Here is a 19,446-nt window from a genome sequence, read left to right on the forward strand (position 1 = left end):
TTAGAAGCGTATGCGACAGCGGCAGTTGCGGGACAACCTCAGCATCACACTCATGACGAAGGAACTCGAAAGATGACCTATCAGGTGCGCGCCGATCAGCTGGGTGGTGCGCACCGCCTCGTATTCAGAATTTGTTGAGTGTAGTCTCAATTCTGAATAGAGACCATTTGTAGTTGAAAAGACCGCTGTTTATTTTTGTTCCAAAACACGCTTAGTCAACATTTGAAGATGCCCCTTCAGGTCCCCAACCTCCGGTAAAGGATAGGTATCAGGGCTATATGGCACCGTCTTTTTCTCTTCCAAGTCCTCAAATTGATAACGCAAAAAGCGGTAATGATGATGACAAGCTAATTGTAGACCCTGCTTATAGATTTCCTGATAACGTGTCACTTGCTCCGATTTCTGCAAGTGACGTGCATAATATAAAAGCGCTTCAACATAATAATATTTAATATGCTGCAAATTACTCAATGCAGCTTCAAACAGTGCGATTTTCTTCTCCAGGTTAGTCTCAATTATTGCAAACATAATCTGCTGCAAACCTGCCGTGTACGGATTGACCACAACAAGTTTTTTTATATGATGTCTATCTATTTCACCAAGCTTCGCTTTCAAGTAATAAGTCTGCATTTTTTCTAGATGATTTTTATCATATATGCCAGCAAGATAATCTGTCACCATCCCGATAGTCAGCTGCCCACTTACAAACTTAGCCTCCAGCGTATGAAAACTCACTCTGCTAGCAGCTATCAGCGACGAATCTATCACACCAAGCTGTAATAGATCGGCTGGGTATGAAGTATTTCTAAACCAATTCCTTTTTATTGCTTGCACCAATAGAGATAATTGTCCTCCTTCCATACCATAAATATCCATCGCATCCGTTACGATTAGCTCTCTGACTCCTTTCCCAAAATCCGATTCCTCCGCTGTCTCCAAGGGGATCTGTTGCTGGAGCTCAGCAAATGCACTTTTAAAATTACCAGCAAAATAGCTTGCTGATATTTTTATCACATTAAAACAAAGCTTTGCAGTTGCGTCGCCCTCAAAGACATCTGATTTTTTTTCCATGGCATGGAATAATGGACCAGACAAACTAGTGTGACAAGTTAAGATATTTAAAACATCGAGGTAATCGAGTATCAAATCTTTCTCAATATTGGCAACATCAATATATTGAATACTCTTCATGAAGTTTTCTTGGTATTCATTAAATATCGTAAATGCCAAATTCATTTCCTTAAGCTGCATTTTGTACAGAAATTGTGCAAAGACGATCAAATAATTTGCTGCATTTTGATAGTATTGCGTCCGCTCTTTTTCGCTTCTCTCTTTCAGTTGAAATTCAGCAAACTTTCCTACAATAGATTGCAACTTGATATTGTTGTTATCCACTTGCGTCATGGATTTCTTTTCCAAAGACTTGATCAACGCATCGGTAATGATGGATGTTGAATTCAGTGAACTCAATTTCTTGCTTCCGCGTCGCTGTTCGTCGCTACGATTTTCTGCCATCCGCCTCAAGTTAACCAGGTTGATACCATCCGGGAATAAGGACAATATCTCAAATACTTTTTTCTCGTTTTCATTCAAATTCCTATATGAGAAATGTATGGAGGCATATAAGGAATTCTTGCGCTGGATATTGCCATCCGATACACGATCAAAATCAGCTAATTCTGACTCACTGGCTTTACGAAAAATATCGTTCTCAAGCTCATCCTTTAAATCAGTAAATTTTTTCCCTTTTGGTATATTTTTGGCTACCAGTTTTATCGCCAGAGGGTTATTGCCGAGCAGCGTCTCGACAATCTCTGTCCGTATAAATTTTTGCTCATCAGCGTGTGGAGTAATGCCCGTCAACTCTTGCATGAACAAATCAAATGCTTCATCCGTCGTAAAATCCCTTAGTTCATAGACGTCCTCGCAATCCATATCGAGCACTTCGCGTGAGGTAATAACGATGGTGGCATAGTCGCAAATGAAGTTGATGAAATCCTTGATGGTTTCCTTCTCGCCTAAATACAATAGCGTTTCTACGTTATCAAGAATAATCAGCTTTTCTTGCTTGGAAAAATTTTCCTTGATCTGTTGCCGGATATGCAGTGCGTTCTCAAGATTAAAATTACTTGCCACCTTCTTTTCAAAGGTAGCGTAATCAGAGATAAATTCACAATCAATAAAATCGATGCCTTCTGGGAAAAAACCACGGCAAGCCAGTTCAACCGCAATTTTTTTTATGGTCATGGTTTTCCCTATGCCACCCGACCCTTTTATGGTCAGCACTTGTTCTTTGGCTTGTAACTCAATGATTTTTCGACAGAGACTTTCCAGGTCTGTTCCTCTACCAACAAAATCGATGGTGCTTTTCGGATCGATACTGTCAGGCAATTTACTTCTGCTGCGTACTTCTACACATTTACCTTTTAGTTCTTGCAGCGTAAATGTGGAAGCGTTGGCCAGACAGTACACATTGCCGTCACTGAATGCATCCAGCTTTGCTTTTTTAAACAATTTGAAATTTAACGAATTCAGCGCCCCATTTTCCCCATGCGGAAAGATCAGGGTCGGTAAATTCAAGGCTGCTATATCATCTGCATCCAAAGCAGTCGTATCAGCATGATCAAGAAAAATCATGACACCGTTTGTACTGCTATTGGCGATATTGTCTTCCAGTTCTTTGAAGCTGATAGACTGGTTTTGAAGCATCTCGTCTTCAATCACAATGCGTTTTTTAACCAGCTTGGACAAAATGACTATGTAATCAAATCCATCCAGGGCGTTCAAGGATTTGATATTCAAAGGGAAGTAGCTAACTTCACACTTGAATGATTTAATTTCCTTAAGTAGCAAAGGATCATATTGATAATTTTTTGCAATAGGGTTAGCGCTTAGCACAGCAATGCGTGGCTGCTCAGCATATACAGGGCTTGTCAGTTTTTGATGCGCGACCGGCTTCATTTCCGGGATAGCTGCGCTACCCTTTGTGATGGACGCTATCTTGTCAAGCAAAGGCTGGCCAAAATCAGCAAAGCTAATTAAATGGATTTTCAAACCATCTAGCTTTCTCTGAATTTCACCATAATACTTTTCATGCACCAGGGCATAGTGCGGACCAGTATTTCCAGCGAATAGCGCGTGTTGCCTGGCAATTTGTTCGAGTAATTCAGCATCATCCAAACTACAACCGACAAACAATAAATGGCTATCGCGACATATGGAACGGAAAATTTCCAACGCGGCTTTGTAGCTGCTTTCTTTCTCAAGATATAGTTTGCTATAGCTTTCGCTGGTGAATATGATCTCTTTTTTATTTTCCAACCTGCCGTGCAAATGCCAGATCGTCGGGCTATCGATGGCATTGCGGTTAAAGTCAGGCAATTCAACGATGGATGTATTGTCCAGTTCAACCACATCATCTGAGCACGGGTTCGCAAAGCGCATGACTTTGTCGTAGTTGAGTGTGATCACTCTATCGCTAAGCGTCCATATCGCGCGCGGTAGTTCCAGGCTGGCGTCATTAATTTCTGCTCTTTTGATACCAAAGACGTCTTGAAAAAAAAGGTTCCATAAAGTGCCCTCCAAACCTTGACGAGCATAATCCGCTGCTTTTTGATAATCGCCGTCGTCCAAATGTGCTTTGATCAGGTTTGCCTTGGTATAGCTACCCTCACACCTCACCCGTTCGTCAGCCTTTTCCAGCAGCCCCTTCCAGCTTGGAAAAAGTCTTTCTCCATCGGTTCTCCGAAGTGACATGGATACTCCAGCACCAACAATCGGTATTAATTTCTTGTCTGTGTAGGCTTTGCGTAGGTTCTCAGGGATGATGTTTGACATGGTTTTCTAAAGGGATACTTTTACCTGGATTTCGAAATTAGATGCGGTTTTTCAGTTACAAACAGATACATCTAACATTCACACATTTGAATTGAAATTGAAAGCAAAAAGAATCCATATAATATTTATCTGTATTGCCACAACAACAACCGAAGTTAAGTCCCGTGCCCAAACAAACTCAGTGGTGTAGTGATATTTCACTTATTCATATCAGTAAGGATCATTTTTTCCATAGGATAGGCGAGTCAGCATGCTCGCGTGTTGAGCCTGATCATTTCTACATGATGTAAAAGTGATGCACTACGGGGTGGTGCCAATCATTACCAGGCAGCTTGTTTTATTTTAGAATATTGATTACCATGGTAACTAATATCCCATCAAGGAACCTCCATGCACGCACAATCACCAGCCGCCCCCATCATCACCAAAGCCCACACAGCCCTGGTCTTCATCGAATTCCAGCAAGAATGGCTGGCGTCTGATGGTTTGCTGTACCAGAAACTGATCGCAGACAAACCTGCCTTCCAGGCGGCGGTGGCGAATGCGGCCAGTGTCTTGCAGGCGGCGCGGGCGCAGGGTTGGGCTGTCGTGCATGCGGGGCTGGACATGCGCAGCGACCCGCATTACCGCCTGTTTGCCGGTGGCGAGGGTGTGCTGGGTTTGCGGGCGGCCATCCCCAGGGTCCATACCTGGACTGGCGACGGCGCAGAATTTGTTGCGCCCTTCATACCGCAGGGCGATGAATACATCGTGCGCGGCCGCAGTGGTGCGAGCGTGTTGAAGAATTCCACGCTGGACGCCTACCTGCGCAATAACCGGCTTGATACTGTCGTCTTCATGGGGTTTGCTACCCATGTCTGTGTAGAATCTAGCCTGCGTGAGGCGCATGACATGGGCCTCAATGCCTGGGTGGTCAGCGATGGCTGTGCGGCTTTTACGGTTGAACAGCATGCGCATTTCATGCAGCACATACTGCATCATTTTGGCGAAGGCATCAGCAGCAACGATCTGGTCAGACGCATCCAACTGGAAAACTGAACATGTTCTTTCTCAAAGACCTGCCCAGCCGGCAAACCCTGCAAGCCTATCAGGCCGACTACCCCGCCATGAACATTGACAGGGTCGATACTGCCCTGCACATGCTGAGAACCGCCAGCCTGCTCATGCGGGAGCTGGACAACTACTTTGCCAGCCACGACCTGTCGCAACTGCGCTACCTGATCCTGGTCGTACTTGACCGCGAAAAAACCATGAACAAAAAGAGCGAGGGCCTGATGGCCAGCGAGATTGCCGGCAGGCTTGATGTGTCCCGCCCGGTCATGACGCGCACCCTGCAAAGCCTGATGCAGGACGGCCTGCTGGAAGCTGGCGGCGACAGCAGTGACGGCCGCGCCAGGCTGATCAGGCTGAGCAGGGCGGGCCGCGCCAGACTGCATGCGGTATTGCCCGGCTATTACCAGTTGATTGACAGCTTCATGCAGAATCAATAAACAGGCATGACAAGCCGGGATGAAACTTTTTATGGATAAGTGCGTCTTATCCTGTCAGTATCGTTACCACCATCGTCAAAAAAATATGATGCAATCCACCTTGTCCATGATCCGGCTATTAGCACTGTCCCTGTGCATTTGCCTGTTACCAGGCTGCACACTGCTCAAGACCGGCGTGGCGCTGATGCAGTCGCGCGATGCATTTGCAATCAGCAAAACCGATACCAATGTGCACTACCTGGCCGGGGCATCACCAGAGATTGCAGAGCAGGTCGCCAACCGGGTTGCCGCCGTCATCCGGCAAAAGCGTGAAGTGGTTGAAAAAGCGCACGGTGCAACATTCACCCACGCACCGCAAATCTATATCTGCCATGCTGACTGCTTTGTCCGCTTTGTACCCGTTACCGTCAACGAGCCGGCGGCGCAGTTCGGCGACAGCATTTTCATGAATATCGATGCGCTGCTGAAAAGAGAGGCACGCGGTGTGCTGCCGCTGGAAGACATACTCACGCATGAACTGGCCCACCTTTTGCTGTATCAGACGGCCGGGGCCATGGGTTATGGCCGGGTGCCCGCCTGGTTCCGTGAAGGGGTGGCCCAGCAGGTAGCGCGCGGTGCAGGCGGCTCGGAATTTGTCACCCTGCCGGAAGCCGCCCGCATGCTGCACAACGGTAAGCATTTTGACCCGGCAGAAACCGGCAGCATCTTTGTCAACCGCACCGCCCCCAGCTATCACCTGACAACACCGATGTTCTACCGCCAGGCCCTGATGTATGTGGACTACCTCAAGGCCAGCAACCCGGCCGCCTATGACCAGGCCCTGCATGATATTGTCACCGGCAAGGACTTTCATGAGAGCTTCAGGTCTGCCTATGGTGCGTCGATTGCGTCTTACTGGCCGGGGTTTATGGCATCAATCAGGCCATTGGTTCAATGATGCAACAGGCGATCTGCAGAAGCGGCCAAAGCCGCTTCTGCAAAAAACACCGCCAGTTTGAGGAGGCAGGTGTAAAACCGCAGCCCGAGGCCAACAAGCTCAGGTAAAATCTGCCTGACCTGCTACGACCCTGACAAGCTCATGATGAACGCCAACCGCATCAATCACATCAACACGGCCCTGATCATTGCCTCTTGCGTCATTGCGTTTATCATTCCGTTTGAACTGTTCCTGTTCTCTTACGCCGTGCTGGGGCCATTACACTACCTGACAGAGATAGGCTGGCTGCATCAGAAAAACTATTTTACCAAAGGCAAATACGATTTCATCTACCTGATCGGCCTGTGCTTTGCCTCGCTGTTCTTGCCTGCCTTTGTGCATTTTTCCAAAGACAGCTCTTTTTTTGCCAACATCGTTGCACTGGCGGCTTTTTTCTCGATTATTTTTGCGCTGGTGGAAGAAAGGCTTTATCGCATTGCACTGGCCGTACTGGCTGTGCTGCTGGTCGGTGTACTCCATCAATCCCCGGCTTATCTGACCTGGGTGGGCGTGTTCCTACCCACTATCATTCACGTTTTTGTCTTCACCCTGGCCTTCATGCTGTTTGGCGTCTTGAAAAACAAATCGTTCTCAGGATTTTTGTCCATCGCTGTACTCGTGATTTGTGCAGCAAGCTTCTTCCTGATCCAGCCCCAGGGTTTGCAGTACAAGGTCAGCAACTATGCGCAACAGTCCTACTTCTCGTTTGAATTATTGAACGTTCAACTGATCAACACCTTCCACCTTGACACCCTGACAAAAACCAGCGACATGTTCAACAGCAATGCGGGCTTCGTCATCATGCGTTTTGTTGCCTTTGCCTACACCTATCACTACCTGAACTGGTTCTCAAAGACATCGGTCATCCAATGGCACAAGGTGCCCAGAAAGACCCTGCTGCTGACCATCGCCATCTGGCTGTCATCGATAGCACTGTACGCCTATGACTACAACATCGGCCTGCAAGCCCTGTTCATCCTCAGTTTTTTGCATGTGCTGCTGGAATTACCGCTCAATGTCGTCTCGTTTGCCGGCATAGGCAAAGCCTTGATGCGCAGTACAGGCAAGCAAGCCGGATCAATACAAAATCAAACCCATTGATGGAATAAAACATCGACCATGCCAACACCAAAAACAAAGACAACAGCGCAGACAACAACAAAGACAGCATCACCTGCACCGGCGAAGATCGCCCGCCCACTGCGCGCCTGCTCCACCCTCTTCACCCTGTTTGCCCTCAGTACCTTACCTGCTGCCGCCAGCGCGGGCAACCAGGGCGATGCAGACAAGGCAAACAGTGCGCAAGCCGCAGCATCCCAGACAGGCAATGAGGCCGCCAGCACCTGCGCCAAGAACATCGACAGCTACCTCGCACGCTATTTAAAACCAGCCAACGCCGGTGCAGCCGTCATCGTCACCCGCAAGGGCGACATACTGCTGCGTAAAGCCTATGGCATGGCCGACACCAGCCAGCACCTGGCCCTGCAGGCCGACATGCCCCTGCGCGTTGGCTCCGTCACCAAGCAGTTCACCGCTGCCGCCATCATGCTGCTGGCAGAAGAAGGCAAGCTGGCCGTCACCGACGACATCCACAAATACCTGCCAGACTACCCCACCCAGGGCAAACTGATCACCATAGAAAACCTGCTCACCCATACCAGCGGCATACGCAACTACACAGCATTGCCAGGCTTCTATGGCAAGGCCGTCAGCCAGGTCAGCACTACGGAAGCCATCGACTACTTCAAGAACGCCACACCAGAATTTGCGCCGGGCGAGAGATTCTCTTACAGCAATTCCAACTATTTTTTGCTGGGCGTCATCATCGAAAAAATCTCCGGCCTGTCCTATGCAGACTTCATGCAGCAACGCATCTTCAACCCGCTGGGTTTGCAGCACAGCTTCATCGAAACCGACAACGGCAAACACAACCTGATTGTCCATGGTTACGGCCGCCGCCAGAATGAAGAAATCAGCGCCCCGCAATACAGCATGAGCTGGCCCTACGCCGCCGGCGCCCTGCGCAGCAGCGCCGACGACCTGGCCGCGTGGAACCGGGCCATCGTCACAGGCCGCCTGCTCAGCGCCGAGTCATGGAAAAAAATGCGCACGCCCTATGTCTTTAAAACCGAGGGTAAAGACAATGGTAAAACCGGCCCCTACGGCTACGGCTTTTTCTTCCGCAAGATACACGGACAGGACGTCATCGAACACGGCGGCGACATCCCCGGCTTCAGCGCCGGCTCCCTCTACCTGCCAGCCGACGACCTCTACGTCGCCGTCCTGGCCAACAGCGACGCCCTGACCATCGCCCCCGACATACTCGCAGAAACGATTGCGGACAAGGTGGGGCAGTGTGGTTTATGAGGCCAAACTGGCAGACGACTATTCTGCTTCTGCCATGATAGGCTTCATCAAGCCATAGTCAGGATCAATGCCAAAGCTTGCCGCACATCAAAAGATTCTCACCCCGCCTTTAATTCCATTCTGGTAAATTTGATAAATATTGCTACATCTGCAATTTTCATCAAAATCAACAGTAATCTTGTGTTAGCGTTAAAGCAAGCGCATCAACACGAATAAATAGCCTGTTGCAAGAATTGGAGAGAACAATCATGGGGAAAAACTGGACGAGGATCATTGACGATGTGGCTGACGCCATTCGTAACGCCGACGGTGAATGTGTTTTTTTAATCGGTGCAGGTTGTTCTTTCAGTGGAGGCATCCCATTGGCGGGCAGGCTTATTGACGAAATTAAGACCAGCTACCCAACCGCCTACAACCGTGCTCAAAAAAAGGAAAACTACAACAGCGTCATGTCCCAGCTGACACCTCAACAAAGACGCACACTTTTAAACAGGCATATAGAAAAGGCGAAAATCAACTGGGCTCACCTGGCATTGGCACAGCTATTCCGTGAGGAAAAAATCAACCGGATACTCACCGTCAATTTTGACCCGCTCATCGTCCGGGCCTGCGCAATGGTCGGAAAATATCCTGCGATTTATGACCTTGCCACCTCTTCTGTATTCAAAGCCAATCGAGTCGCCCCCAACTCCATCTTTTACCTGAATGGGCAGCACACCGGCTTCATCACGCTCAATACCGAAGATGAATTGAAAGAGCATCGATCAAGGCTGGAAGAGATCGTTATCGACACCGGCACCAGAAGGACCTGGGTAGTCATCGGCTACAGTGGCGAAGCAGACCCTCTCTTGGAAATTCTGGCAAAAGACAGAGTTTTTGATGGAGGCCTTTACTGGATAGGTTTTGACAAAGCACCATCTGATCATCTGGTAAAGCAGTTGCTTGCGCTTGAATCAAATGAAGCCTACTACATAGGCGGGCAAGATGCAGATACCTTCTTGACAACATTGGCCCAAAAACTGGAGTGCTTCCCACCACCTTTATTGACCAAGCCATTTGACCATATTGAAAGCATCGTCGCTGATCTTGACTTCAGTACTGGCAAGGATGTTGGTCTCGCGCTTAAATCAACACTGGATGAGCAATTGAACAATGCGAAACTTCAAAACGCACAGAACCAGAACGATCTTGACCTGTTTGAACTTTTGCTGGCAGGTAAACGCGAAGAAGTGCTTCAACTATACCAGGCCATTGCCGAACCTGATTCTAAACAAAAAGAAGCCGCTGCCTGGGCGTTGGTAGAGATCGGGGATACGTTACTGGAAAGCCTGAAAGATGAAACTGGTACGTCTACTGGCGAGATAGCCAAACTATTTCTGTCAATCTCAGAAAAATATAGCCAGGCGCTTGCCATCAAACCAGACATGCATGAAGCATTAAATAATTGGGGAACCGCCTTACACAAGGAAGCGACTATGTTGTCCAGCACGGACCGTGCCCAGGCCAGCAGCAAATGGCAACTGGCTGCTGAAAAGTATAGCCAAGTGCTTGTCATCAAACCGGATGAGCATGATGCATTATTTAATTGGGGACTTGCATTAAGCAAGGAAGGGATGATGCTGTCCAGCACAGACCCAGATCAGGCCAGCAGCAAATGGCAACTGGCTGCTGAAAAATATAGCCAGGCGCTTGCCATCAAGCCAGATAAGCATGAAGCATTGTTGAACTGGGGAGCGGCATTAAGCGATGAAGCAACTATGTTGTCCAGCACCGACCCCGCCCAGGCCAGCAGCAAATGGCAACTAGCTGGTGAAAAGTATAGCCAGGCGCTTGCCATCAAACCAGATAAGCATGAAGCATTGTTGAACTGGGGAGCGGCATTAAGTAATGAAGCAATGATGCTGTCCAGCACAGACCCAGATCAGGCCAGCAGCAAATGGCAACTGGCTGCTGAAAAATATAGCCAGGCGCTTGTCATCAAGCCAGATAAGCATGAAGCATTAAATAATTGGGGAAACGCATTACACAAGGAAGCGACTATGTTGTCCAGCACAGACCCAGCTCAGGCCAGCAGCAAATGGCAACTGGCTACTGAAAAATACAGCCAGGCGCTTGCCATCAAACCAGACAAGCATGATGCACTAAATAATTGGGGAAACGCATTAAGCAATGAAGCAATGATGTTGTCCAGCACAGACCCAGATCAGGCCAGCAGCAAATGGCAACTGGCTGCTGAAAAATATAGCCAGGCGCTTGCCATCAAACCAGACATGCATGATGCACTAAATAATTGGGGAAACGCATTAAGCAATGAAGCGACTATGTTGTCCAGCACAGACCCAGCTCAGGCCAGCAGCAAATGGCAACTGGCTGCTGAAAAATACAGAGAAGCACTTGGGATCTCCCCCAATCATTCTCAAGCCCATAGTAATCTGGCTATAGTCCTTGTGAAACAAAGCTTCAAAGAAGCTGACACTTACAGTCGCGCCGCTTTACTGGATGAAGCACAAGATTTATTGATGCGAGGAGAAGAATTGGACGAAGGAAGCTGCGCTTACAACCTGGCCTGCGTCTTTGCGCTAAAGCTTGATATCAATCAGACAGTGACATGGTTAGATAAATGCGCTGCTTTTGGTAGGTTAAATGATAAAGCATTTATTGACGGCGACCGAGATTTTGACCTGATCAGATCACATCCAGAATTCACCGCCTGGATGGAAAAAACTTTTGAAAAAACCGAACCTGCCTGATTAGGCCACGTGCGGCATGCCGGTCATACATAGCAGCATGACCGGCACCACTGTATGCTCATCACATGCTCAAGACACACGGTAAAATAGCCGCCAAACACAGTTAAAAAACCATCTCCGCATGCAAACCCACACCCTTCCCACCCCCGCCACCCCCAACAAAACCAACGAAGACCTGATCATCGCCCCCGACATACTGGCAGAAACGATTGCGGATAAGGTGGGGCAGTGCGGGTTGTGAGGCCAAACTGGCAGACGACGATTCTGCGTCTGCCATGATAGGCTTCATCAGGCCATAGTCAGGATCAATGCCAAAGCTTGCCGCACATCAAAAGGACTTCTAATTTTCCTGACATCAATTCTGGTGAATTTGATAAATATTGCTACATCTGCAATCCCCATCAAAAACAACAGCTATATTGTGTTAGCGTTAGAGTAAGCGTAACGACCTGTCATGCCCCCGAAAAAAATGTAGGCGTTTCCTGTGAATGTGTTCAAATGGATAAATGTGCTGAAAAAATGCGGGGGCGGAGAATAAAAATACTTGGCATCAATGCTGAAATAACATCCATTTGCAAATGGTGTTTAGATTAACAATCTACTCGCCATGAACAGAATAAATACAATCAATAGGGAAATACAATGAAATCAAAGTTTGTGCTGCTCGGCGGTGTGTTGATACTGGTGGCAGTAAGTACGACCGTGGGATATGTATGGTACCCGCGCCATCAGGGGGAGCAGCTGGTTCGAGAAGCGTTAAAAGACCCTGATTCGGCCGTGTTCCGTGACGTGAAGTATTTTCGTAAGACCAAAGGTGTGTGTGGTCTTGTGAATGCAAAAAATAGCTTGGGCGGATATGTCGGGTTTAACGACTTTATGCTGAATGCAGACGGTAAGGTAACTTTCGCGCCAACTGGTGATAGCTCCGTTGGGTCGGCGGACGAACGCCTGGACGTCCTGCAAAAGCGTATTGCTTATCTTGAGGAAAAAATAAAAACATGCCCTGATGAGACTGACAAAAAGTGATATCTGGTAGTGACCTGCTAAGGGCGTCTACCTTGGTTAATCCATGGCTACTTTTCAGAGAGTACGCATGGATAAAACCTTCGGCAAAAACTGGAAACGCATGGCTAAATTCTATGCTACTTGCTGATCATGCATAGCAAGATGATCAGCAACCACCGTGTGTTCATCGCATGCCCAGGATGCACGGTAAAATAGCAATCAAGTACATCCAATAAAACACTCAGCCGCATGCAAACCCACACCCTCTCCACCCCCGCCACCCCCAACAAAACCAACGAAGACCTGATACTCACGCTTGCCCACAATGAGCACCTGCTCGATGTGCTGATATTTGATGGCGCCAGCACTGTGTCTGAGCAGCATTATCTGGATGCGGTGCTGGGTGACCCGGCCTGGTTTGTGCAGCAGTTTGCGCTGGCCTTGCAGCAGGTGGTAGCGCCTGATGTAAGCCAGGCTGACAGCGTGGTGCGGGCGCTGGATGTCATGCGGGGGCAGCATGCTGCGTTGTTGACGGCAACAGTGCCGCCTTATGCATGGCCGATAGCCGCCCTGACCTGGGTGCGTCTGCGTGATGCAGATGATACGGGCCATGCTGACGGGGGTGTACAGGTGTCGGTCTATGCACTCGGTGACTGCAAGCTGTTTTTACTGGATGAGCACGGCGCCTCCAGCGACCTGGACCCTTACGTTAATCCGCAGGAGGGCATACTCAAGACGGCGATAGAGCAGATGAAGCGTGACGGCCTTGATGAGCAGGCGCGCTGGGCGAAGCTCTTGCCCATGCTGCGGGACAGGCGGGTGTCGCAAAACACCAGTGTGCAGCCATCGATACTGTGCCTGCATCCGCAAGGGCCTTTCGCGGCGCGCGAACACAGCTTAAGCATTAGCTTAAACACCAGCAAGTCAGCCCGCCTGGTGCTGATGACAGATGGCTTTTACCGCCTGGTCGACAGCTACCATCTGTATGACGACTCAGGTCTGTTGCAAGCCTGCGCCAGCCAGGGTTTGCCGGCGCTGATGCAAGAACTGCGAGCGCATGAGGCAGGCAAGTCTGGCGCTGGTGCGGTCGTTAAAAAGACCGACGATGCAACTGTCGCCATGATCAGTTTTTAAGCACCCTGTGATCAGGCGTCAGGCGTGATGCACCTCAAACGCAGGCAATCAGGTTCGTCTCATCAAGAAAATACAGGCCCAGCAGCGTACCCTTTTTAGGCATCAGCCCGAAGTGCATCTGGCTTTCAAAATGAATGGGTAACTTGCCCTGGAAGCCCGCAGCCGCACCGGCGACTTTCTTCCACGCAGGCCGTTTGACGCCATGCCAGAAGCTCAGTTTGGAACCGTCGCGGGCAAACAGCGTCGGTTGCAGGATGTCGACAGAGTTCTCGCCATTCCAGTACAGATACCCAGGGTAATGTGCACCGTCCTTGTCGACAAAGTCGGTAAACACAAGCACCTGGAATATGGAAAACATCGGGTCACCCTCGATATAAGGCGTGACCGACAGATCATCCCTGCCCCTGTCATTGAGCGGAAAATACCAGACCGGAAACTGCTGAAAATCCACCAGATCCAGTTCATAGACCTGCTTGTACACCGACCTGGCCATAGCCTGAGATGCCGACCTGCTTGCCGGCTTGGATACAGACACAGACATAACTACCCCCAAATGTAGAACATTTTTTGATCAGTATGCTGGCTGGCAAACTCTCTCATTCTCTCTAAGCGACAGATATCACAACAGACCCGCCATGCTTTGGCTTGCTTATCATCCTGGACAAAAAACCTGGCCGCGCAAACGACTACAGAGGGCACAGCCACCAGGGCCCGCCCTACATCTCCCACTGCATGAATTGATGCCCAAAAATGGTGCTCAACGATCAAATACCAGCATAGCACAATTTCCATGCGGAAACATCCTGCTCCGGTATTTGACTACCGCGACATGCGCCTTCATGGACGCCAACAGTGACAGGAAACGATCCCATCGTTGCACTTGATTATTAAATAGTCAATGGTTTAATTAAGATTTTTGTAACAATTATTCATATTTGATCAGCCTAGCTCGTCTTGTTGTCTGCGCGCTTGATCAACGATGGCTTCCCGCTAAAAGCAGGCGGGAATGTGGGTTTGGGGTGCATTGTGCTCGTTGCACTCAGTGTGATCCATGCGCGGCTGACGCAAAAGCCGTCTGCGACAATTTTGCCCAAATCATGGTGAGGGAAAACGCGTTGAACCTGTTGTATTTTAAGTAATTTAGTGGCATTTATGTCAATCATAGATGCTTTTATGATAATCTTGTTTTTGCCAGCAATGGCAGTCCTTGATTTCGCCAGTCCTTTACTTTATTTCACTGTTTTTATACCCCAGGCCTTCATCAACACCCGCTTGGGGGGCGTCGTTCTGCAAGTGTCTCTGCCGGCATTTATTAAACATCCTTGTCGCAATCGTCGTGTTTTTGATCAACACCCCTCATATCAACAATCTTCGTCAAGCTTGTGTTTGTACTGGTTTGCACGAAACCTATTTTGGGATTCCGTCACATGAAAATTCAACATCTGCTCAGTAAAGGGGCTCCCCTGTTGGCGATGTTTTCCTTTGCGCCACAAGCAGCACATGCCTATTTTGAGGATCTCTGTGCATCCCCGCAAGACCACAAGATCGTCGCCTGCGTGGAGCCGCGCGCGGCATGCGCCAAGACACCGTCTGAAGGAAAAGCCTGTCCGGCGCAGCTTGGCCAGGCGGTCAAGCAAATTGCTGCGCCCGTCCCCGCCAGAAGCATGATCCATGCAGATGCCACCTACTTTTTGGCGCAAGCACTGGGGTACAGGGCCGACGTGGCGTACTGGATCATTGCCTACAATGAAGTGGCAGATTACACGCAGTATGCCCCCATTGATCAGTGCGGCGTGCAAGCCTCTGCCAGCAACTCAGGGCAGTCGTATATCACAGCCCAATTTAATGGATTTCAGCGCATCAATAACACGACCGATGGCCCGCTGTATCACTACGTGCTGCCGTTTTCTCCAAACGGTGCAGGCACGGACGTACATGGCGCCAGTGGCATCCAGGCCGTCTACCCGTTTCATTTCCCTGTACCTGGCTATCCGGTCGTGATTGACGATATGTATGAGGGTTCCTTGTCCAATATGCGGCAATGGGCCATGCAGCCAGGTGATGAACCTGGATTGCTGTGCGCGGCAGGATTGACGGTGCCCAATGGCGCTTCGAATTTCAGTGGCCGTGCGTGCAGGACCGGGATCACGGTGCAGGGAAATGTGCCGGTGATTACACAGTCACAGAACGGTGTTCAGGTCAGCTTTAACTCAGGGCCCAAAATTCTCGACAACAGCAATGGCGATGTCAGTTACCGCGAGCTGGGCCACTGGCTGAAGGATAAATCCCGCACAACGGGTGTCTTGTGGAAAGACCCGGCCATGCCGCCGGTTCCTGTGCAGCTTGCCCGTATCGGGCTATATATCCATAGCATGCAGGATACGGCTTCGCATTCGACCTACTGTGGCGACGATGCCCCTTCCCCTCCTGGTGGCACCGATGTCGGTAGCTATATGAAACTCGACGGCACTAACCTGCAACTCATCTTTGGCTCGACCTGTGCCACGGCGCCGCACATCGCCGGGCATACAGAAGAAACGGCTACCGGTGATTCTGCCTTGCCCCTGCGTGATTACACATCACTCAACATGACATTGAACGAGCTGATTATTTTTGGGAATACGGTTGCCAAAGCCAGGGGCTGGATCGTCAACCCTGAGCTGCTGCCGCCAGATGTGGTTGGCGGCAAAAACGCACTGGGGCACAGTGCTGCCGATCTGCAAGCCAGGCTCGTCGGCACCATCACACAGGGCAAGCAGTGGACACGCGGCGAAGTCTACCAGTCTGCCCTGGTGACGTTGCCACTGCAACAGCTTTCCACATTGAACCGGCTGCACGCCATGAACGCCGCGCTGATGTCGTACTCCGACTATGTGCAAAAGCAATACACAGCCCCTGGCCGCTTCACGCCATTCGAGCTGATGCCTGGCAACGCGAAGAACCCGCAAGATACCAGCGCATGTTTCAAGTAGGGAAAGAGTCAGCTGTTTTCAGTCGCCTCAAGGCTTATCCTGCATCAACAGGACTTACGCAGTTGGGGCGGTTTTGCTTCAGCCCCCATCATTACAACCCTGACAGGAGTCATCATGAGCAACGTACCATCAACACCGGACGCAAGCCAGTTCAGCCTGCAGTTACCACAACTCAGCCTGCCTGGGCCAGACAATGCTGAAGAAGAGTATGCCTATTCACTGGGCATTCAAGCCTACGTCTTTGGCTTCCCCTGGATTTACAACACACAATTGCGCTGGCTGTGGGCCAGCGAAGCTGGTAAGCATTTTTCAGAAAAACACGGGCTGCCTGACCTGTATGCACCCATCAATACCTTTCATCACGCTGCCGAACTGGCTACCCCGGCCGCGCAAACGGGGGGTGCACCCAATACCGATACGCTGTATTCCACAGCCTGGCTCGACATAAGCGAAGGCCCCATCGTCATCTCCGTTCCGGCAGTCAGCGACCGGTATTTCGTGATCGAAATGGTGTGCATGGATGCCGACAACTTCGCCTATGTGGGCACGCATTCCACAGGCACAGAAGCAGGCAACTACCTGATTGCACCACACCACTGGAACGGCACCGTGCCAGATGGCGTGGCGGACATCTTGCCGCGTTCGCGCACCGATACCGTGTTCCTGCTGGGACGCACCGGCGTCAACAACAGCAGCTCGGCGGATCTTCAATTGGCCAATGCCACCCAGCAGCAGTATGTATTGACGCCGCTTGCAGACTGGCCCAATGCGCCCACGCCCTATAAAAAACCGGTGATGATACCCTGGGGTGTGGACTACAACCATACCGCAGGGGCATGGCATACCATGAACGAAGCCATGACACAAAACCCGCCAGGTTTGCCACCGGGGATCAACCAGCAGCAATTGCTGAGGCTCTTTGCCACAATCAACATCGGCCCGGGCCAGCATGTAGAAAAGCAATCAGAAGCCACCCGCATCGGCCTTCAAAGGGCGGCGAGAGACGGATTGGCCTTGCTCAAAAAATTCAGCAAGGCCCGCGGGAAATCGGTGAATAACTGGACGTATCCACCGCAAGACGTTGGCCGCGCCGGGCAAAACAGCGACTTTATTACCCGGGCAGCAGTGCAATCGCTATCAGGCATCTGCGCCAACGACCCGGACGAAGCCGTGTATATCAACACCAGCATCGACAGTAAGGGCAATGACTTGAATGGCTCCAATTGCTATAGCATGACTTTTGCGGCAGACAATTTCCCGCCATTCAATGCGGATATGCATGGCTTCTGGTCAGTGACCTTGTATAACTCGACTTACAACCTCTGCCCCGGCTCCACCAATTATTCCATCAATGGCTACTATCCAGAGTTTTCGGAAACCGATGCCAAGGGCGGCATGAACATCATCATCCAAAGCGAAAAGCCCGACACCTTACCTGCTGGAAGTTACTGGTTGCAGTCGCCCAGTGACGAAAGTTTCTTTTTGATTTTACGGGTCTACGTTCCCGGCCCCACAATCAGCTTCACGCAAACCTATAGCCCGCCAGCGATTATTCTTGCAAAATGACTGCAGTGATCGTAGAAAAGTACCGTTGACATGGGTGGCATGGATGGCCTGCATCGTCGTCCAGCAGGGCGAAACGCAGGCCGAGGTAACAGAAAAGCTTTACCATCCATGCACAAAAACTCAATCAACTATTTCTGATGTAGATGAACCATGTCTGAAGCCGCCCGCACTCATCTTGATTCCCTTGTCCAGGATTCGCAGGTCCCTGGTATCCAGTATGCCGTGGTGACTGTAGAAGGAGTAATATTTGAGTACCACGGTGGTTATGCGGACCTGGCGTCCCTCAGCCCCATGAAAGCAGGCACGACCATGATGGCTTACTCGATGAGCAAGACAATCACTGCAGCGGCCGTACTACATCTGGTTGAAACACACAATCTCGATCTGGATCAGCCGGTAAACCAGTTTCTCGATGTCTGCCCATATGGGCCGGGCGTCACTATTCGAAGATTGCTATCCCACACCGCAGGCGTACCCAATCCCATCCCTTTACGCTGGGTACATGCGCCAGCATCGCATCAACACTTCAACGAGCACATGGCCTTAACAACGGTGCTGCAAAAACATCAGCATCTGTCGTTCTCCCCAGGTTCAAAGTATGGCTACTCCAATATTGGCTACTGGCTGCTCGGGGAGTTTATCGAAAGTGTAAGCAAGGAACCGTTTACCTCGTATATCAGCAAACACCTGTTGCAGACACTGGGCATGACTGGGCAAGACCTTGGATATACCATCTGTACTGTCCCAGAACATGCACATGGCTACCTGGAAAAATATTCCTTGCTGAATGTCTTCAAGCATTTACTGATCGGCAAAGAATATATCGGCGCTTACCATGATCGCTGGCTGGAAATCCGCCCGCATTATGTCAACGGCGCAGCATTTGGCGGACTAGTCGGCACAGCGGCCGGGTTTGCCAGGTTCCTCCAGGATCAGTTGCAGCCGCATTCTGCCATTCTGAGCGATGCTTCCCGTAGCCAATTCTACACACCACAGAAAACCAACAGGGGATCACTGGCATCAACAAGCCCGGGCTGGCATATCAGCCCACAAAAAACCAATGCGCATTTTTACAAGGAAGGAGCTGGCGGTGGTTTTCACAGCATGATGCGACTGTATCCTGATCACGGCATCGCCAGCGTGGTGATGACCAATACAAGCGCCTTCAATGTTCGCCGCCTCATGGATAAATTGGACCCTTACTTTATAAACGTCGCTGACAAGCAGTAAATCACGCAGATTCCACCCATGATTGCCCTACAGGTCACATTACTGCTTTCTTACCCTCGCCGAAAAAACACCCGTTAAGCTTCGCTCAACAAAAGCCTTTTCTCCAATTCAGTTGCAAG

Annotated in this window: 13 protein-coding genes; 11 read left to right on the top strand and 2 right to left on the bottom strand. The window is 50.0% G+C overall.

Going from position 1 to position 19,446, the window contains the following annotated elements:
- Window positions 1-189 precede the first annotated feature (189 nt).
- Window positions 190-3,837 (bottom strand): SIR2 family protein, encoded by a 3,648-nt coding sequence (locus tag LZ463_RS25845; protein ID WP_241459200.1) that lies wholly within the window; start codon window positions 3,835-3,837, stop codon window positions 190-192.
- Window positions 3,838-4,227: 390 nt separating this feature from the next.
- Between LZ463_RS25845 and LZ463_RS25850 the strand changes: the two genes are divergently transcribed.
- The 8 genes from LZ463_RS25850 (at window position 4,228) to LZ463_RS25885 (ending at window position 13,559) form a co-directional block, all read left to right on the top strand.
- Entirely contained in the window at window positions 4,228-4,875 is a 648-nt protein-coding gene (locus LZ463_RS25850; protein WP_241459201.1) for a cysteine hydrolase family protein, read from the top strand.
- A 2-nt stretch (window positions 4,876-4,877) separates the two neighbouring features.
- Entirely contained in the window at window positions 4,878-5,327 is a 450-nt protein-coding gene (locus tag LZ463_RS25855; RefSeq protein WP_241459202.1) for a MarR family winged helix-turn-helix transcriptional regulator, read from the top strand.
- Window positions 5,328-5,412: 85 nt separating this feature from the next.
- Entirely contained in the window at window positions 5,413-6,264 is an 852-nt protein-coding gene (locus LZ463_RS25860; protein ID WP_241459203.1) for a hypothetical protein, read from the top strand.
- Window positions 6,265-6,405: 141 nt separating this feature from the next.
- Complete coding sequence (locus tag LZ463_RS25865) at window positions 6,406-7,404, top strand: hypothetical protein (protein ID WP_241459204.1); 999 nt, start codon at window positions 6,406-6,408, stop codon at window positions 7,402-7,404.
- An 18-nt stretch (window positions 7,405-7,422) separates the two neighbouring features.
- Entirely contained in the window at window positions 7,423-8,670 is a 1,248-nt protein-coding gene (locus LZ463_RS25870; RefSeq protein ID WP_241459205.1) for a serine hydrolase domain-containing protein, read from the top strand.
- Between the two features lie 248 nt (window positions 8,671-8,918).
- Window positions 8,919-11,420 carry a TPR end-of-group domain-containing protein gene (locus LZ463_RS25875; protein WP_241459206.1) on the top strand — a complete coding sequence of 834 codons (2,502 nt, stop codon included), beginning with the start codon at window positions 8,919-8,921 and terminating at the stop codon, window positions 11,418-11,420.
- A gap of 642 nt (window positions 11,421-12,062) precedes the next feature.
- A complete protein-coding gene (locus LZ463_RS25880; RefSeq protein ID WP_241459207.1) occupies window positions 12,063-12,446 on the top strand; it encodes a hypothetical protein in 384 nt (127 codons plus the stop codon).
- 228 nt (window positions 12,447-12,674) lie between these two features.
- A complete protein-coding gene (locus LZ463_RS25885) occupies window positions 12,675-13,559 on the top strand; it encodes a hypothetical protein (RefSeq protein WP_241459208.1) in 885 nt (294 codons plus the stop codon).
- Window positions 13,560-13,593: 34 nt separating this feature from the next.
- On the opposite strand, the gene LZ463_RS25890 is transcribed toward LZ463_RS25885, so the two are convergent.
- Complete coding sequence (locus LZ463_RS25890; protein WP_241459209.1) at window positions 13,594-14,100, bottom strand: hypothetical protein; 507 nt, start codon at window positions 14,098-14,100, stop codon at window positions 13,594-13,596.
- Window positions 14,101-14,986: 886 nt separating this feature from the next.
- On the opposite strand from LZ463_RS25890, the gene LZ463_RS25895 reads away from it, so the two are divergent.
- The 3 genes from LZ463_RS25895 to LZ463_RS25905 all read left to right on the top strand — a co-directional run bounded on the left by LZ463_RS25895 (window position 14,987) and on the right by LZ463_RS25905 (window position 19,327).
- A complete protein-coding gene (locus LZ463_RS25895; protein WP_241459210.1) occupies window positions 14,987-16,531 on the top strand; it encodes a hypothetical protein in 1,545 nt (514 codons plus the stop codon).
- Between the two features lie 114 nt (window positions 16,532-16,645).
- Window positions 16,646-18,097: a DUF1254 domain-containing protein gene (locus tag LZ463_RS25900; RefSeq protein WP_241459211.1), complete on the top strand. Its 1,452-nt coding sequence runs from the start codon at window positions 16,646-16,648 to the stop codon at window positions 18,095-18,097.
- Between the two features lie 150 nt (window positions 18,098-18,247).
- The gene (locus LZ463_RS25905) at window positions 18,248-19,327 is read left to right on the top strand and encodes a serine hydrolase domain-containing protein (protein ID WP_241459212.1); all 1,080 of its coding nucleotides are present in this window, start codon (window positions 18,248-18,250) and stop codon (window positions 19,325-19,327) included.
- Window positions 19,328-19,446: the final 119 nt, after the last annotated feature.

The sequence above is a fragment of the Undibacterium paludis genome (genome assembly GCF_022568815.1).
Taxonomy (GTDB): domain Bacteria; phylum Pseudomonadota; class Gammaproteobacteria; order Burkholderiales; family Burkholderiaceae_D; genus Undibacterium.

Bases quoted from the DNA above. Each gene is read 5' to 3' on its own strand.
- LZ463_RS25880 (WP_241459207.1), top strand. From the start codon at position 12,063: ATGAAATCAAAGTTTGTGCTGCTCGGCGGTGTGTTGATACTGGTGGCA.
- LZ463_RS25890 (WP_241459209.1), bottom strand. From the start codon at position 14,100: ATGTCTGTGTCTGTATCCAAGCCGGCAAGCAGGTCGGCATCTCAGGCT.
- LZ463_RS25855 (WP_241459202.1), top strand. From the start codon at position 4,878: ATGTTCTTTCTCAAAGACCTGCCCAGCCGGCAAACCCTGCAAGCCTAT.
- LZ463_RS25865 (WP_241459204.1), top strand. From the start codon at position 6,406: ATGATGAACGCCAACCGCATCAATCACATCAACACGGCCCTGATCATT.
- LZ463_RS25900 (WP_241459211.1), top strand. From the start codon at position 16,646: ATGAGCAACGTACCATCAACACCGGACGCAAGCCAGTTCAGCCTGCAG.
- LZ463_RS25850 (WP_241459201.1), top strand. From the start codon at position 4,228: ATGCACGCACAATCACCAGCCGCCCCCATCATCACCAAAGCCCACACA.
- LZ463_RS25895 (WP_241459210.1), top strand. From the start codon at position 14,987: ATGAAAATTCAACATCTGCTCAGTAAAGGGGCTCCCCTGTTGGCGATG.
- LZ463_RS25905 (WP_241459212.1), top strand. From the start codon at position 18,248: ATGTCTGAAGCCGCCCGCACTCATCTTGATTCCCTTGTCCAGGATTCG.
- LZ463_RS25875 (WP_241459206.1), top strand. From the start codon at position 8,919: ATGGGGAAAAACTGGACGAGGATCATTGACGATGTGGCTGACGCCATT.
- LZ463_RS25885 (WP_241459208.1), top strand. From the start codon at position 12,675: ATGCAAACCCACACCCTCTCCACCCCCGCCACCCCCAACAAAACCAAC.
- LZ463_RS25845 (WP_241459200.1), bottom strand. From the start codon at position 3,837: ATGTCAAACATCATCCCTGAGAACCTACGCAAAGCCTACACAGACAAG.
- LZ463_RS25870 (WP_241459205.1), top strand. From the start codon at position 7,423: ATGCCAACACCAAAAACAAAGACAACAGCGCAGACAACAACAAAGACA.
- LZ463_RS25860 (WP_241459203.1), top strand. From the start codon at position 5,413: ATGATGCAATCCACCTTGTCCATGATCCGGCTATTAGCACTGTCCCTG.